The following is a 15529-nucleotide window of genomic DNA, read 5'->3' on the forward strand; positions in this document are numbered from 1 at the left end:
GGGCAAGGGTCGTCGCGCCGGCTCGCGGCGTCGACATGCGAAGAAGGTCGGGCGTTGATCTGCTGCGCTCGCCCGGCGACTCAACAGGTGCAGGAACACACCCGGAGGTAGTCGACGAAGCGGCGTCGGGTGAGACGCTTGCTCCGGTTCATGTCAGCAAGGTAAGCGCCCGGACCTGCCGAAGTCAGCCACTTTGTGACCCACGTCACATACATTTCCCATAGAGTGAGTGGGATATCAGCGAAGGCGGGCGTAGAGCTCCGTGGTCTCCGGGGACGGTGGCACGCCGAGCTGGTCGTCAAGGAGGCAGGTCAGTTCCTCGTACTGGCGCAGCGCCCGCCCCCGGTCCCCCAGCGCGGCGTGGCAGCGCATCAGGCCCCGGTGCGCCGCCTCCAGCAGCGGGTCGTGCGCCACCAGACGGGCGAAGACCTCGGCGGCCTCGGCGAAGCGGCGGTTCCGGGCGAGGAGGCCGCCGAGCGTACGGAGGACGTACTCGTACTCGCGCCGCAGCTCGTCACGGTGCTGCTCGGCCCACGCCCCGGCCGGCACGTCGCCGAGGAAGTCGCCCGGGTAGCGGGCCGCGGCGTCGGTCAGCGCGTCGATCGCGGCCGGTGTGGTGCCGTGGCCGCGGGCCGTGGCCGCGGCCGCGGCCGTACGGAAATCCTCGACGTCGTAGCGCAAGGGCAGCACCGGCTCGACCCGGTAGATGCCGCCGGCGTAGCGGACCCGGACCGCGTCGCCGACCGCCCGGCGCAGGAACTTCAGGCTGGTGTGGAAGCTGTTGCGCAGCTCGGTGCCGGAGGCGTCGGGCCACAGCGCCAGCCCGATCTCGGCCTTGCTGCTGCCGGGCCGGGTCAGCAGGTGGAACAGCAGCTCGCGGGGCTTCGCGTAGGTCCAGTCCTCCGGGCCGAGCGCCCGGCCCGCGATCGTGACCCGGGTGCGGCCCAGCGCGCGCACGGCGACCTCGGCCGCCGCGACGACGGCCCGTTCCGGCTCCAGCGCCGCCTCGACGGCCTGATCCACCGACAGGCTGCGCCCCTCCCTGGTGACGCGTGCCAGCTGCGCCGGGTTCAGCGCGGCACGGATCGCCTGGAGCCGCCGCTCGTGATCCGGCCGGTCGCACGGCGGCAGCGGGGTGCCGATCAGCTCGCGCAGCCGCGCCGCGGCGGCCAGCAGCCGGGCACCGCCGGCCGGGTCGGCGTGCTCACCCGCGAGGGCCTCCAGGACGCTCGCCGTGCGCCAGCGGTCCCCCAGCTCGTGGTGGACGCCGAGACTGTGGCGCAGCAGCCGCACCGCCTCCGCGCGGTCACCTCCGGCCGCGGCGACGAGTCCGAGTTGCTCGTGCGCCCAGGCGGTCGCCTCGCGCAGGCCGAGCCGATCGGCGACGGCCAGGCTCTGCTCCAGCAGAGGGCGCGCCGCGTCGGGGTCCCCCTGGCGGAACGTGGCGGCGGCCAGGTCCACAAGGGCTCCGGCCAGCCCCTCGTCGTCGCCGAGCTCGCGGAAGCGGCGTACCGCGTCGGTCGACGCCTCGATCGCGCCCACGTGGTCGCCTTCCAGCCACGCGGTGAACCCCGTCGACTTGATCGCCCGTGCCACGGCGGCGCCGTCGCCGCGGCGGTGCCCGATGGCGAGCACCTCCTCGTGGTGGCGGCGGGCCTCGGCGTACCGGCCCTGCTCGCGGGCGATGCTGGCGAGGCTCTGCACCGCCGCGGCCGTCCCGCGATCGTCGCCGGTGGCGGCATAGAGCCGGCGGGCCTGCGACAGGCGTTCGGCGGCCTGGGTGTACTCGCACTGCAGGAACTCCAGGGTGCCCAGCGCCGTGAGGGCCTTGGCGCGCGCCGCCGGAGCCGCGGTCGCCTCCATCGCGGACACGGACGCCGCCAGCCATTGCCGCCCCTCGGCGTACTGGCCGCTGAGCCGCCAGTACCGGCCCAGCGCGCCGGCCAGCCGTACGCCCAGACCCGGGTCGTGGTGGCGCGACCAGCTCAGCGCGGCCCGGATGTTGTGCCGGTCGCGGTGCAGCCGGTCCAGCCACGGCCGCAGCCCGGCGCCGGCGAGGCCCTGTTCGGCGCGTTCGGCGAGCTCCAGCATGAAGCAGGCGTGCCGGATGGCGGTGGTGCCGGCGCGGTCGCCGAGGTGCTCCGCGGCGTACTGGCGGACGACCTCGAGCAGCCGGTAGCGCTCCTCGGTGCCATCGGTGCGGGCCTGCACCAGCGATTTGTCGACGAGCCGGGTGAGCAGCTCCAGCGTGTCCAGGACCCCGGCGTCGTCGCCGGCGACGGCCGCCGCGGCGGCCAGGCCGAACCCGCCGCGGAAGACCGACAGCCGGGCGAACAGGTCCCGCTCCGCGGCGGGGAGCAGGTCGTAGCTCCAGTCGAGGGTGGCACGCATGGTCGCCTGCCGCGGCGCCACGTCGCGGCCGGTGCTCACCAGCAGCGACACCGCGTCGTCGAGCCAGGCGACGATCTTCGGCAGGGGCAGCACCCGCAGCCGCGCCGCGGCGAGCTCCAGCGCGAGCGGCATGCCGTCCAGCCGGCCGCACAGCCGGGCCACGTCGGCCGCGTTGGCGTCGGTCACGGCGAAGCCGGGCAGCACCAGCCGGGCCCGGTCGGTGAACAACTGCACCGCCTGACTGCCGGACAGGCCCTCCAGGAACCAGGTGGTCTCCCCCGCCGCGGCGAGCGGCTCCCGGCTGGTCGTGAGGATCCGCAGCCCCGGGCAGGCCCGCAAGAGCTCGCCGGCGAGGGCGGCGCAGTCCGCGACGAGATGTTCGCAGTTGTCCAGCACGAGCAGGCCCTCCCGCTCGCGCAGGTGCCCGACGATCACGTCCGCGAGCGACCGGCCCGGCACCTCGGCGACCTGCACGGCATCGGCCACCGTGGACAGCAGCAACGCCGGCCGGTCCAGCTGGGCCAGCGACACCCACCAGGCCGGGTGCCCGCTCTGCGCCGCGAAGCGGTCGCGGACCACATGGGCCAGGCGCGTCTTGCCGCTGCCGCCCGGGCCGACCAGGCTCAGCAGCCGGGTCCGGCGCGCCGCGGCCAGCAGGGCGGTGATCTCCGCCTCGCGCCCGACGAAGCGGGTCAGCGGCGAGCCGGCCGGAGGCGGCGCGACGATCGCGTGCGACGGTGCTACGGCTGTTCCCAGGGTCATGAAGTGGGCTCCGGCGCCAGGGAGGGGACGGCTCGCCGGGCGGGGCGGACCGTGCTCCAGAATCGAACCCAGCATCGCATCGGTCAAGGCGAATGTCGGTTTCCCGGCGGGCCACCGACCTGCCTCCCCCCACACGTCCCCCCGCGCCACCCCGCAGTGCCCCCCACGCCCGCGCCGCAGCATCGAGGTGTTCCCGGCGCCCGGATGACGGGCCGCCACGACCGAGGGAGATCCCACCCATGCGCACCAACCCGCTCCGCCGGCGCCTGTTCCGCCTCGCCGTGACCGCGGCCGCCGTCCCGGCGACGCTGCTGCCGCTCGCGGCCACGCCGGCCTCCGCCGCCGCCGCGCCGACCTTCACGAAGATCGAGGGCGCCGCCGCCGATGCGGCGGGTCTGCAGCCCACCGTCGACGCCTACCGCTCGCTGCTCGGCGACCCCAACAACGGCAGCACCCCGGGCAGCCAGCCGGCGGGTCGTCGTGAGATCAACTGGGACGGTACGCCGGACGCCCAGTCGGCGCCGAACGCGCTGCCCCGCGACTTCTTCAACACCACCGTGCCCCGCGGCGCCGTGTTCTCCTCGGGCGCCGGCAACCGGTTCCAGGTCAGCGCCGACACCGACAACCCGACGCACACGCCCGTCCGCTTCGGCAACCTCAACACCCAGTACCCGACCGTCTTCGGTACGTTCAGCCCGCAGCGGCTGTTCACCCCGGTGGGCACCAACCAGATGAGCATCAAGTTCTTCAGCCCCGGCACGAATACGCCGGCCACGGTCAACGGCTTCGGCGCCGTGTTCACCGACGTGGACAAGGCGGACACCACCAAGATCGAGCTGTACGACCGCTGGGGCACCCGCCTCTGGTGGCACGCCGTACCCAAGGGCACGACCGCGTCGAAGAGCCTGTCCTTCCTCGGCGTGAAGACCGGCGCGGACGTCTACGAGGTCCGCATCACCACCGGCAACGCGCCGCTGAGCAGCACCAACACCGACACGTCGACGCGCGACGTGGTCGTCATGGACGACCTGCTGTACGGGGAGCCCAAGGCGCTCTAGGCACGGGCCGACGGCGTGGCCGGGGAGGCATTCCCCGGCCACGCCGGCCGTGGCTCGGCGCACTCGTCAGTGCGAGCGCGCACCCCTGAGCACCGGCGCCGGTGCGGCACCGCGCGGCGGCACGGCGCCACGGCGCGGGTCGGGGTAAACCACGTCGAAGGCGGTCAGCCACCGGATCTGCTCGCGCGGGGGAATCCCGCAGCCGCGCAGGAAAGCCACCAGCGAGTCCCGCCGGGGCACACTCCTGGCGGTGACCAGGTTGTGCACCGTGGCGCGGGAGATCGGCGTTCCGGCGGCGCGGCTGCGCAGCGCCACGCTGTCGAGGGACCTGCGGCACGCATCCATCAGGGCGCGCAGGCGGCGGGCGAACTCGATCGGGGTGGCAGCGCCGGTCGGGTCCGGCGGCACCGTCGGGGTGGTTGCGACGCTCACAGCAATCGATCCTCAGTCGGGTTCCCGACAGGAACAAGAACGCACTTGCGTACGAGTTCGGCTCAGGGGATCCGGGCCAGGACCGGTGGCAGGTAGAGGCCGTGATCGGCGGCACGCATCACCGCCGCGGCGCTGCTGCCGGCGCCGAGCTTCATCCGTGCCTGGTCGAGGGCCGTGCGTACCGACGGGGTGGGGATGCCCATCCGCGCGCCGATCTCCGTGACCGCGCAGCCGCTGATCAGCAGGCCGAGGATCGTCATCTCGCGGTGGCACAGATGGTGGAGATCGCCGGCGGGACGCAGCAGGACGACGGCGGTGAGCTCGTGCGGCGGCTGGTCGGGGCAGGCCAGCATCGTGACCCTGAGGTAGCCCGGTGGCTTCGAGGCACCCGTGGCGGTGAGGAAGACGGCGCGCGTATCGCCCTCGTCGTAGCACGTGCGGGCCTCGGCCAGGACCGGCGAGCGGGGAGCCAGCAGGCGGTGGCCGGGCAGTCCCGGAAGGGCGACGGTGTCGCCGCAGTGGGTGAGGACGACACCGGCGATCGCGTCGTCGACGAGGGCGGTGAGGGCGCCCACCGTACGCATCGGGTCGAGGGCGTGGGCGATGGGCCGGCGGAGACGGCCCAGGAGGGCGCAGGTGGCATCGTCCGCGGGCTCGGCATCCGCGCTCAGGGCGGTGCAGAAGCCGAGGTAACGGCCGTCCGACGTGACCAGCGGGAAGATGACGCCCTCCCGGAACCCGGCCGGATACAGGTACTCGGCCCAGAGGGGGATCTCCTGGGCCGGGACGGGCAGATCCTTGATCCGCATCGGTGGCGGATTCCGGTGCAGGCCGAGCAGCTCCGCGTCGCGTACGGCTCCCGGTCCGGCGATGTACTGCCGCGCCCGTTCCGGGTAGCCGCGCCCGGCCACGTTCGTCTGGCGCCGGCGCGGCGCGTCGAACAGGGCGATGCGGGCGGCGTCGAAATGCGTGAGCCGGTGCACCACATCGAGCACCTCCTCCGCGCGTGCCGCGATGGGACTTCGATGGGCGCCGATCGCGTCCATCTCGCTGATGACGCGGAGCGCCGGCGGTGAGATCGGGCTCATCGGAAATCGTGCTCCTGAGGAAGCGTCAGTTCGGCGGGTATGTAGAGGCCCCGGCGCAGCGCCCGGGCCGCCGCCATGTGCCGCGTGGACGCGCCGAGCTTGGCCAGGATGAGTTCGAGGTGGCCGGCCAGCACGCGTACGCCGATCGAGAGCGCGGCGGCGACGCGCGGCAGGGACCATCCCTCGACGAGCAGGCCGAGGATGTGCAGTTCGAAGCGGGTGAGCCCGCGGGGATACGGCACCGGCGACAGCAGGATCACCCTGCGCAGGTGTCCGGGCGGGTGGGGTGGACAGACCAGCATGCTGACCCGGAACAGCTCGGCTCCGAACTCCGGGGCGTCGTCCGGCCACAGGAAGGTGACGAAGGGATGCCCGGCGGCCGACCGGGCGGACGCCGCGACGATCAACGGAGAGTCCGGCGCCAGCAGGGGGTGATCGGGGAGCCCGGTCAGCGGCACAGTGTCACCGCCGCGGGTCAGCACCACCCCGGCGACGGCGTCGCCCACCAGCCGGGCGATGGCGCTGACCGTGCGCCACGGGTCTATCGCGTGCGCGATCCACAGCGCGGCGCGACCCAGCAGCCACCGGTCCGCCTCGCCGGCAGGCCGCGGGTCCGCGCTGTTCATCGTCACGTTGCCGAGATGCCGGCCGTCGCGGGCGAAGAGACCCGTGCTCAGACACTGGCGGATTCCCGCCGGATACATGTGCTGCGACCACGTCGGCAGGGTCTCGGCGGGCACGGGCAGGTCGCCTATCCGTACGGGCGGACACGGGCCCTGCAGACCGGCCTGCTCGATGTCGCGGGTGAGCTGCGGCCCGTCCAGCGCCCGCATGACCGCGGCGGTGTAGCCGTAACGCAGCAGCGGCGTCTGCATCCGGCGTTCCGGGTCGAACGCGGTGATGAAGGCGGCATCGCACGGCGTGATCCGCCGGAGGGGCTCCAGCAGCGCTTTCGCGCGTTCCGCCGCGCTCCCCGGCGTCACGGCGATCCCGGCGATCTCGTCCAGCACCGACACGTCGGCGGCGGACAACCGCATCATGAGGCGTACCTTCCGGTCGGCCCCCGCGGACAATGCTTTTTTCCACCATAGAATGATTCGTCCTTGTAGCGATAGGACGGTGTGCGAGAGCCTGAGTGACATACCCCTCGCGAGAGGCCGGGTCCCGCCATGACCGGAATCGGTATCGCCCGCCATCTCATGCTGCTGTACGGCCCGGACCGGGCCTGGCTCGGCGGCTGGGTGAGCCGCGGTCTGCGGACCGGCGAGAAGGTCCTCTACCCGGTGCACGCCGGCGGGTCCGGGCCACCGCTGCTCGAGATCCTCGACGAGCGCGGTGTGGACGTCACGTCGGCGACTGCCCGCGGGGCTCTGCAGGCACTCCCGTCCGCCCTGTACCGCCGGCCCGGCGAGCTGGCGGCCGCGGTGCGCGAGGCCCTGCAGCAGGGACACCCCGCCGTCCGGGTCGTCGCCGGCATCGGGGGGACCCTGTCCCGGCAGGAGTACGCGACCTCCGAGCAGATACTCAACGACCTGTGCCACACCTACCCGGCCGTCGTGCTCTGCCCGTACCGGAAGGACGACCTGACCGACGAGCAGCTACGGCTTTTCACGGCCTGGCATCCCCATAGCCGGCACCGATACCTCGAACTCCGGCGCCGCGACCGTACGGTGGTGGTGGCCGGGCAGGCCGACTTCTCCAACGAGAGGCTCCTGCGAGGGGTCCTCAGCACGGCCGTCGCGGCGGCACTGGCCGCATCAGCGGTGCTGTACGTCGACATCAGCGCCCTGGCCCTGATCAGCGCCGCGGGATGGCGCGCGCTGGCGCAGGGCAGTGTGGACCTGCGCGAGCGCGGCGGGCGGCTGATCCTGGTCGCCCCGCAGCCCGCCGTGGCAAGGATGATCAAGCTGCTCAAGCTCGACGTCTCCGTACGCGCGGGCGGACGGGGGGGAGGAATGGTGATGCCCGGCGCCTTCGCTCATGACGTCCTGTTCTTCGACACCACCGACGAGCTGCTCGCCGTCACGGTGCCGTTCCTGCGCCGGGGACTGGCGGAAGGTGAGGCGGCCGTCGTGGTCGACGCCGGCAGGAACGGCACACCCATCGCGTACGCGCTGGGCGACGACCCGTGGGTCTGCCACGTCACCCGCGACCCCCGCCAGCGGCCGGCGCGCGCCCTGAGCATGTTCCAGCACACCGTGGAGGAGGCCCTGGCGGCCGGCGCGCGAGGCGTACGCATAGCCGGCGACGTGGGCCTGCCGGTACGCCCCTCCCAGTGGGGCGAATGGGTCAGTTTCGAGGCGGCCTTCAACGACGTCCTGGCCGGTTACCCGGTGCAGGCGATCTGCCCGTGGAACACCCGCGAGTTCTCCGAGGAGGCGCTCCGCACGGTCCGGCAGACCCACCCGAGCGTCATCACCGCGTGCTCCCGGCGCAGCAACCCGGACTATCTGGAGCCCCGCGACTGCCTGCGCCGCTTCGCCGCGCCGGCGCCGGACCCGCTGGAAACCACCGGACCCGCCCTGGCGGTGGACGACGTGACCGATCTGGAGGTCCTGCGTCGCGGGCTGGAGGGCGCGCTCGCCGGCAGCACCCTGCCGGTGGAGTACGCCGAGGACATGGCTTTCGCCGTCAACGAGGTGGCGAGCAACGCGATGCAGCACGGCCGCCCACCGGTGCAGGTCAGGTTGTGGCGCGGCCCGGCCAAGGTGGTGTGCACGGTCCGCGACCACGGCCCGGGCTTCGACGATCCGCTGGCCGGATACCACACTGAGCACCGCACCGACCCGGCCCGGCAACGCCTCGGGCTGTGGCTGGCCCGCCGGCTCTGCGACCGCCTCGACTTCTTCCCCCACGCCGACCACTTCACCGTACGGCTGACGACGGCGCCCTGACGCGGCGGCTTGACATCGGCGGGGACAATCGCGCCCGATGATCGACATCCGGGATCTGACGAAGACCTACGGCGGCGTGGACGCCGTACGGGACGTGACGTTCTCCGCCGCGCCGGGACGGGTGACCGGGCTGCTCGGCCTGAACGGCTCCGGCAAGAGCACGACGCTGCGGATCCTGCTCGGGCTCAGCCGGGCCACCCGCGGCGCCGCGCTGATCGGCGGCCGCCGGTACCGGGAGCTGGCCCATCCGCTGCGCGAGGTCGGCGCGGTGCTGGAGCAGGGGCTGAGCCACCCGGGCCAGACCGGGCACGCCCACCTGGTCACCCAGGCGCTGCTCAGCGGCACCTCCCGCGGGCGGGTGAACGAGCTGCTGGCGTACGTGGGCCTGGCCGCGGACGCCCACAAGCGCACCGGCGACTACTCGCTGGGCATGCGGCAGCGGCTGGCGGTGGCGACCGCCCTGCTCGGCGAGCCGCCGGTGCTGGTCCTGGACGAGCCTGCCAATGGTCTCGACCCGTCCGGGATGGCCTGGCTGCGCGGCCTCCTGCGCGACCATGCCGCGGCGGGCGGCACGGTGCTGATCTCCAGCCACCTGCTGGGTGAGCTCGAGCTGATGGTCGACGACGTGGTCATCATCGCGGAGGGCCGGATCCGGCTGGCGGCACCGCTGGCCGAGCTGTCCGGCATGGCCCGCTTGCGGGTCCGCGGCGGCGACCACCACCTGCTGTCCCGGGCGTACGAGCAGTACGGCGCGACGGTCTCGACCGACGGCCGGGCGCTGCTGGTCTCCGGGCTCACACCGGAACAGGCCGGAGACATCGCGCTGCACGTCGCGGTACCGGTGTACGAGCTCGTCGCGGAGACGCAGCACCTGGAGGACATCTTCCTGAGCGTGGCGGAGGCACAGTGATCGCGGTTCTGCGCAGCGAGCTCTACCGGAGTCTGACGATCCGGTCGTCCTGGGTCTCCCTGGCCGGGTTCGCGGCACTCGCGGCGCTGACCGGCTGGTTCAGCGAGGAGTTCTGGTCGCTCTTCGCCGGCCTGGGCACCTTCGGCCTCGCCGTGGTGCTCACCGCCCAGCACTACCAGCACCGCACCGCGGTGCTGGTGTTCCTGGGCCAGCCGCACCGCCTCCGGGCGCTGGCCGCCCAGTTCGCGGTGGCGATCCTGTTCGGCCTGGTGCTCGCCGCGGTCAGCGGCATCTCTGTCGCTGCGTCGGGCTTCACGGCGCAGTACCGCTCCACGCTGACCGCGGTCCCGTTGATCGCCGTGTACGGCGTCGCCAACGCGACGATCGTCCGCCGACCGATGTGGCTGCTTGCCGGCTACCTGGGCTGGCTGGTGTTCGTCGAGGGCCTGATCGGGCGGCTCGAGGAGCCGCTGCCGTTCACCAGCTTCCTCTTCGCGTCGGCCGGCCAGACCAAATTCGTGCTGGCCCTGCTGGCCTGGACGGCGGCGTCCCTGCCCCTCGCCGCCTGGTCCGTCCGCCGCGACCTGACCGGCGACTGACCGCCCGGCGGCGGGGCCAGGACCTCGATCAGCGGGTGCTGTCGCGGACTACGATGTGGGCTTTCGGAGCCTCGTAGACCGCGTCGGCGGAGGCCTCGCGCATCGCGTCGAGGACGGCGCCGGCCGCCAGCTCGCCGATGCGGCCGACGTCGTGGCTCATCGCGGAGAGGGCCGGGACGGCGAGCTGGCACTGGGCGGAGTCGTCCCAGGCGACCACGGAGACGTCGGCCGGGACCACCAGGTCGTGCTCCTTGATGGTCTCCAGGCCGCCGAGCGCCATCACGTCGTTGTCGTAGACGATCGCGGTCGGCCGGACCGGGCTCGCGGCCAGCACCTGCGCGGTGGCCGCGCGGCCGGACTCCTGGGAGTAGTCGCCCTCGGCGGTGATCAGGGTCAGGCCGCGGTCGGCGGCCTCGGCCTCGAAACCGCCGCGGCGCAGTTGCGTGTGCGCGAAGACGAGCGGCCCGCAGACGTGGCCCAGGACGGTGTGACCGCGGCCGGCCAGGAACCGGGCCGCCTCGCGGGCGAATCCCGCGTCGTCGGTCCACACGGTGGGCAGCCCGGACGCCGTCGACGGGTCGCCGATGACGACGGCCGGGATGCCGAGCTCGCGGACCAGGGCGACGCGGTCGTCGTCCGGGCTGAGGTCGACCAGGATCACGCCGCCGACCCGCCGCTGGGCGGACCACTGCTCGTACGTGGCGTTCTCGGCCGCGCGATCGGTGACGACCTTGACCAGCACGGACAGCCCGGCGGGCGTCAGCACGCGTTCGAGTCCTTCGAGGAACTCGTGGTAGTACGGCTCCTCACCGAGAACCTGGGAGGCCCGTGCCAGCACGAGACCGATCCGCCCTGGTGCCTGAGTCACCGCTTTCCCCGCCTCACCTGGGTTGTGCCGGAAGGTACGCCTGGCCCGGCGTGTGGCCGGGAGCGACGGCAGCCTGCACCACCAGCACCGCCGCGCCGATGCCGGCCGCGTCGCGGGGCCGGGCGGAGAGTTCGACGGACACGCCGTGCCGCTGCCGGGAGTGTGCCGTACGGCCCAGGTGGGTCCGCAGCCGGCGGGCGAAGATCGATCCCGCGAGGGCGACGCCGGGGCCGGTGAGCACGAGGCGGCCGAGATCCAGCAGGTTCACCACCGACGTGGCGGCCACGCTCAGCCGTTCGGCGGCCCGGTCCAGCACCTCGTAGGCGGCCGAGTCGCCGTTGACCGCGGCCCGGGCGATCGCGTCGTAGGCGCTGGACTCGCTGCCGTCCCGCGGGAGCAGCGCCCGCAGTGCCGGGTTCTCGCGGGCCTCGCTGACCGTGGCCCGCGTCGACGCGTACTGCTCCACGCAGCCGAGGTTGCCGCACGGGCAGGGGCGCCCCCCGTAGTCGATGGACATGTGGCCGAGCTCGCCGGCGCCGAAGCTCGCGCCGCGGAACAACGCGCCGCCGAAGACGAACCCGGCGCCGATCCCGGAGGAGAGGTAGATGCAGCCGAACGCCTGCTCCCGCGACACCCGCCGGCTCCAGAACTCGCCGAGGGCGGCGGCCGCGGCGTCGTTCTCCACCAGGACCGGCACGCCGATCCGCTCCATCAGCTCGGCCCGCACGCCGGTCAGTTCGGCCCCGGCCCCGGGTCCCACGCCCGCCCCGGGGGATCCCGGTACGGCGGCGGACGCGACGATCGCCAGGCCGTCGATGCGGTCCCGGGGAAGGTCGAGGCCGGCCGTGAAGTCGTCGAACCGCTCGGCCAGCCGGTCCACCCCGGTCGCCTCGTCCGGCAGCCGCGGGACTACCTCGCGACCGACCACTCCGCCGGTGAGGTCGACCGCGACGCAGGTGACCGCGTCCGGGCCGAGGTGGAACCCGATGCCGAAGCGGTTGCCGGGGTTGATGGCGATGAGCTTGCGCCGCCGGCCGTTCAGGGAGTCGAGCGAGCCGATCTCGTGGATGATGCCGTCGGCGATGAGCTCGCGGACGATGTTGGAGATCGACGGCTGGGTGAGGCCGGTCCGCTCGGCGATCTCCCCCCGGCTGATGGTCACCGCGGAACGGATGACATCGACGACGAGGGCGCGGCTTCCCGGTCCGGCCGCGGGCGATTCTCGACGTGCCATGGCGGGTGAGTTCTCCGGTTCTGACCGTGAGCGGCGGTTCCGCTCGTCGACACCGTACCCGCCGCCGAGCGCGGATCCAGTGATCGACGCCCTCCGACGAGGGCTCAGCCAGTAAAATAAATTAGTAATCTAACCTTGACACCGTCGTGACGACCGCCCCATGCTGAGCGCTCCAACGGGCGGTCGACGCATCCGCCCTCGTCGAACCAGCAGGACGGATACCGGCATGATCAATAGAAGGTCTTTCGCGGGCATCGGCGCGGCCGCCGCGCTCGCCCTGGTGGCCGGATGCACCGGCGGCGCGAGCGACGAGACCGCGGGGAGCGGCGACTTCTCGGGCGACGTCAAGGGCTCCATCACCGTCCTGACGAACCGGACGGACCTTGCGACCACGAAACTGCCCGAGTACGCCAAGAAGTTCGAGGCCAAGTACCCCGGCACGAAGGTCACCTTCGAGGGCGTGACGAACTACGAGGACGACGTCACCACCCAGCTCAGCGGCGGCGACTACGGCGACGTGCTGCTGATCCCGAGCACCGTCGCCGTCAGCCAGTACAGCCAGTTCTTCGAGCCGCTCGGCACCGAGGCGGAACTCAAGGCGAAGTACCGGTTCATCGCGCCGGGGGCGTACGACGGCAAGGCGTACGGGCTGTCACTGGGCGGCATCGCCAAGGGCTTCGTCATCAACAAGCGGATCTGGGCCCAGGCCGGGATCACCGCGCCGCCGAAGACGCCGGAGGAGTTCCTCGCCGGGCTCAAGGCGATCGCCGACAAGACCGACGCCGTCCCGTACTACACCAACTACAAGGACGGCTGGCCCCTGAGCGAGTGGAACAACCACCGGGCCATCCTCGCCGACCCCACGATCAACGACACCTTCCCGACCGACCCCGCCCCGTGGCAGCCGGGCAAGATCCAGTACATCACCGACGGCCTTCTCTTCGATGTCGTGAACCAGAAGCTCAGCGAGAAGGACCCGCTGACGACCAACTGGGAAGGCTCCAAGCCGATGCTCGCCACCGGCAAGGTCGCGACCATGCTGCTGGGCTCCTGGGCCGTCCCGCAGATGCAGGACGCCGCCACCGCGGCGAAGGCGAACCCCGGCGACATCGCCTTCTGGCCGTTCCCGTACCAGACCGGCGGCAAGTTCCACGCCGGCATCGACGGTGACAAGTTGGCCGCGGTCAGCAAGAACTCCAAGAACAAGGCGACCGCCAAGGCCTGGCTGGACTGGTTCGTCAACGAGTCCGGCTTCGCCGCGGACCAGCAGGCCATCCCGCCGGCCATCGGCCAGCCGCTGCCCGCGGGCCTGCAGGCCTTCACCGCCACCGGCGTCGAGCTGATGGAGGTGCCGGCGGCGACCACCAACGCCGGCAAGGAGGACGACATCATCAAGGAGTCGGAGATCGACCTGAAGGGCGACATCTACAAGCAGAAGCTGGTGGACATCGCCCGCGGGGCGGCCAAGGGCGACAAGGCGTCGTACTTCGCCGAGCTGAACAAGCGATGGGGTGCCGCCCGGTCCCAGGTCATGAAGTGACCAGCCAGGTCATCCCCCGAGCCCGGTCCGCCGCCCCGGCGGGCCGGGTGGCCGGCACGCCCCGCCGGCGCCGGTTCCGGCACAGCCCGTGGCTGTACCTCGCGCCCGCACTGATCCTCCTGATCACGTTCACGTACGTGCCGGTCGGCAACATGCTGTTCTACAGCTTCCACAAGTGGGACGGCCTGAACCCGGCGATGGACCCCGTGGGCCTGGACAACTACGTCCGGGTCTTCACCGACGAGCGGTACTGGCGGGTCTTCCTGATCAGCCTCTACTACTTCGCCGCGTCCTTCGTGCAGATCGCCATCGCCCTGTACTTCGCGGTCGTGCTGTCGTTCGACGTCCGGTTCCGCAACCTGTTCAAGGGCATCCTGTTCTTCCCGTACCTGTTGAACGGCGTCGCGGTCGGCTTCGTCTTCCTCTACCTGTTCCAGCCCGACGGCACGCTCGACACGGTGCTGCGGCTGATCGGGCTGGGCGAACACACCCAGCTCTGGCTGGGCGACCCGGACATCGCGAACTTCTCACTGGCCGGCACGTCGGTCTGGCGGTTCACCGGGCTCAACTTCGTGCTCTTCCTGGGCGCGATCCAATCGATCCCCGGCGAGATCTACGAAGCGGCGGAGGTCGACGGCGCCAACCGGTGGCATCAGTTCCGGCACATCATCGCGCCGGGCATCCGGCGGATCATCAGCCTGTCCTTCATCCTGGCGATCTCCGGCAGCCTCTCGGTCTTCGAGATCCCGTTCATCATGACCGGCGGTGCGAACGGCACCCGCACCTTCGTGATCCAGGCGTACGACACGGCGTTCCAGTTCCGGCAGATCGGCCTCGCCTCGGCCATGGCGGTCGTGCTGCTCGTGATCGTCCTCGTCCTCACGTGGATCCAGCGCCGGCTCCTGCCCGACGATGAGGTGACCCTGTCATGAGAACCCTGGCTCGCTCCGCGAAGTACGCCTCTCTCGTGCTGTCGTCGGTGGTCGTCCTCGTTCCGCTCGTGGTCGTTCTCTTCGCGTCCTTCAAGACGCACTCGGAATACAGCACCACCGGTCCTCTCACGCCACCGCGGAACTGGCTCAACGTCGACAACTTCGCCACCGCCTGGACCGACGGCCACATGCTGCGCGGTTTCTGGAACACGACCATCATCCTGGCGGTGTCGCTCACCGGCACCGTTGCGGTCGGCACGCTGGCCGCGTACGCGATCAGCCGTTTCACGTTCCCCTTCAAGCGCTTGGCCCTCGGCCTGTTCCTGGTCGCCGCGCTCGTGCCCGGGGTCACGACGCAGGTGGCCACCTACCAGATCGTCAAGTCGATGGGTCTGGTCAACACCCTCGGGTCGGCGATGGTCCTGTACATGGGCACCGACATCGTGTCCATCTACATCTTCATCCAGTTCATGCAGTCGATCCCGCAGAGCCTGGACCAGGCCGCGATGATCGACGGCGCGAGCCGGTTCACGATCTACCGCAAGATCGTGCTGCCGCTGATGAAGCCGGCGATCGCCACCGTGGTGATCATCAAGGGCATCGCCGTCTACAACGAGTTCTACATCCCCTTCCTCTACATGCGCTCGCCCGGCCTCAACGTCATCTCCACGGCGCTGTTCCGCTTCAAGGGACCGTACGGCGCGCAGTGGGAGACGATCGCCGCCTGCACCATGATCGTCATCCTGCCGACCGTCGCGATCTTCCTGCTGCTCCAGCGCTTCATCTACAACGGCATCACCGCCGGAGCCACCAAATGAGAA

The 15529-nt window shown here is 71.8% G+C and carries 13 protein-coding genes; 7 read left to right on the plus strand and 6 right to left on the minus strand.

Features of this window, described 5'->3' with window-relative positions; genetic code table 11:
* Positions 1-237 precede the first annotated feature (237 nt).
* Positions 238-3153 (minus strand): BTAD domain-containing putative transcriptional regulator, encoded by a 2916-nt coding sequence (locus AB0368_RS08495; protein WP_366153157.1) that lies wholly within the window; start codon positions 3151-3153, stop codon positions 238-240.
* Positions 3154-3392: 239 nt separating this feature from the next.
* On the opposite strand from AB0368_RS08495, the gene AB0368_RS08500 reads away from it, so the two are divergent.
* A complete protein-coding gene (locus AB0368_RS08500; RefSeq protein ID WP_366153158.1) occupies positions 3393-4211 on the plus strand; it encodes a hypothetical protein in 819 nt (272 codons plus the stop codon).
* Between the two features lie 66 nt (positions 4212-4277).
* Here AB0368_RS08500 and AB0368_RS08505 read toward each other — a convergent pair whose 3' ends face one another.
* From AB0368_RS08505 to AB0368_RS08515, 3 genes are all read right to left on the minus strand, one after another.
* On the minus strand, positions 4278-4643 hold the full coding sequence (locus AB0368_RS08505; protein WP_366153159.1) for a helix-turn-helix domain-containing protein: 366 nt from the start codon (positions 4641-4643) through the stop codon (positions 4278-4280).
* A 62-nt stretch (positions 4644-4705) separates the two neighbouring features.
* Positions 4706-5731, minus strand: a complete 1026-nt coding sequence (locus tag AB0368_RS08510; RefSeq protein ID WP_366153160.1) for a helix-turn-helix domain-containing protein — start codon at positions 5729-5731, stop codon at positions 4706-4708.
* Entirely contained in the window at positions 5728-6771 is a 1044-nt protein-coding gene (locus AB0368_RS08515) for a hypothetical protein (RefSeq protein ID WP_366153161.1), read from the minus strand. The genes AB0368_RS08510 and AB0368_RS08515 overlap by 4 nt, the downstream gene beginning before the upstream one ends.
* A gap of 129 nt (positions 6772-6900) precedes the next feature.
* Here AB0368_RS08515 and AB0368_RS08520 point away from each other — a divergent pair, with 129 nt between their 5' ends.
* From AB0368_RS08520 to AB0368_RS08530, 3 genes are read left to right on the plus strand one after another with little or no spacing between them, the layout of a single operon-like run.
* On the plus strand, positions 6901-8625 hold the full coding sequence (locus AB0368_RS08520) for an anti-sigma factor RsbA family regulatory protein (RefSeq protein WP_366153162.1): 1725 nt from the start codon (positions 6901-6903) through the stop codon (positions 8623-8625).
* Between the two features lie 37 nt (positions 8626-8662).
* On the plus strand, positions 8663-9535 hold the full coding sequence (locus tag AB0368_RS08525; RefSeq protein ID WP_366153163.1) for an ATP-binding cassette domain-containing protein: 873 nt from the start codon (positions 8663-8665) through the stop codon (positions 9533-9535).
* The gene (locus AB0368_RS08530) at positions 9532-10134 is read left to right on the plus strand and encodes a hypothetical protein (RefSeq protein ID WP_366153164.1); all 603 of its coding nucleotides are present in this window, start codon (positions 9532-9534) and stop codon (positions 10132-10134) included. Before AB0368_RS08525 ends, AB0368_RS08530 begins: the two co-directional genes overlap by 4 nt.
* A 28-nt stretch (positions 10135-10162) precedes the next feature.
* Here the strand turns inward: AB0368_RS08530 and AB0368_RS08535 are convergent, their stop codons facing one another.
* Complete coding sequence (locus AB0368_RS08535; RefSeq protein ID WP_366153165.1) at positions 10163-10972, minus strand: substrate-binding domain-containing protein; 810 nt, start codon at positions 10970-10972, stop codon at positions 10163-10165.
* A gap of 43 nt (positions 10973-11015) precedes the next feature.
* The gene (locus AB0368_RS08540; protein ID WP_366153166.1) at positions 11016-12236 is read right to left on the minus strand and encodes an ROK family transcriptional regulator; all 1221 of its coding nucleotides are present in this window, start codon (positions 12234-12236) and stop codon (positions 11016-11018) included.
* Between the two features lie 226 nt (positions 12237-12462).
* On the opposite strand from AB0368_RS08540, the gene AB0368_RS08545 reads away from it, so the two are divergent.
* The 3 genes from AB0368_RS08545 to AB0368_RS08555 are packed head-to-tail and all read left to right on the plus strand — an operon-like array spanning position 12463 to position 15526.
* Positions 12463-13776, plus strand: a complete 1314-nt coding sequence (locus AB0368_RS08545; protein WP_366153167.1) for an ABC transporter substrate-binding protein — start codon at positions 12463-12465, stop codon at positions 13774-13776.
* Positions 13773-14708 carry a sugar ABC transporter permease gene (locus tag AB0368_RS08550; RefSeq protein ID WP_366153168.1) on the plus strand — a complete coding sequence of 312 codons (936 nt, stop codon included), beginning with the start codon at positions 13773-13775 and terminating at the stop codon, positions 14706-14708. Before AB0368_RS08545 ends, AB0368_RS08550 begins: the two co-directional genes overlap by 4 nt.
* Positions 14705-15526 carry a carbohydrate ABC transporter permease gene (locus tag AB0368_RS08555; RefSeq protein ID WP_366153169.1) on the plus strand — a complete coding sequence of 274 codons (822 nt, stop codon included), beginning with the start codon at positions 14705-14707 and terminating at the stop codon, positions 15524-15526. The genes AB0368_RS08550 and AB0368_RS08555 overlap by 4 nt, the downstream gene beginning before the upstream one ends.
* Positions 15527-15529: the final 3 nt, after the last annotated feature.

The sequence above is a fragment of the Actinoplanes sp. NPDC051475 genome (genome assembly GCF_040689425.1).
GTDB lineage: Bacteria > Actinomycetota > Actinomycetes > Mycobacteriales > Micromonosporaceae > Actinoplanes.

Bases quoted from the DNA above. Each gene is read 5' to 3' on its own strand.
- AB0368_RS08495 (WP_366153157.1), bottom strand. From the start codon at position 3,153: ATGACCCTGGGAACAGCCGTAGCACCGTCGCACGCGATCGTCGCGCCG.
- AB0368_RS08500 (WP_366153158.1), top strand. From the start codon at position 3,393: ATGCGCACCAACCCGCTCCGCCGGCGCCTGTTCCGCCTCGCCGTGACC.
- AB0368_RS08510 (WP_366153160.1), bottom strand. From the start codon at position 5,731: ATGAGCCCGATCTCACCGCCGGCGCTCCGCGTCATCAGCGAGATGGAC.
- AB0368_RS08515 (WP_366153161.1), bottom strand. From the start codon at position 6,771: ATGATGCGGTTGTCCGCCGCCGACGTGTCGGTGCTGGACGAGATCGCC.
- AB0368_RS08520 (WP_366153162.1), top strand. From the start codon at position 6,901: ATGACCGGAATCGGTATCGCCCGCCATCTCATGCTGCTGTACGGCCCG.
- AB0368_RS08525 (WP_366153163.1), top strand. From the start codon at position 8,663: ATGATCGACATCCGGGATCTGACGAAGACCTACGGCGGCGTGGACGCC.
- AB0368_RS08540 (WP_366153166.1), bottom strand. From the start codon at position 12,236: ATGGCACGTCGAGAATCGCCCGCGGCCGGACCGGGAAGCCGCGCCCTC.
- AB0368_RS08545 (WP_366153167.1), top strand. From the start codon at position 12,463: ATGATCAATAGAAGGTCTTTCGCGGGCATCGGCGCGGCCGCCGCGCTC.
- AB0368_RS08555 (WP_366153169.1), top strand. From the start codon at position 14,705: ATGAGAACCCTGGCTCGCTCCGCGAAGTACGCCTCTCTCGTGCTGTCG.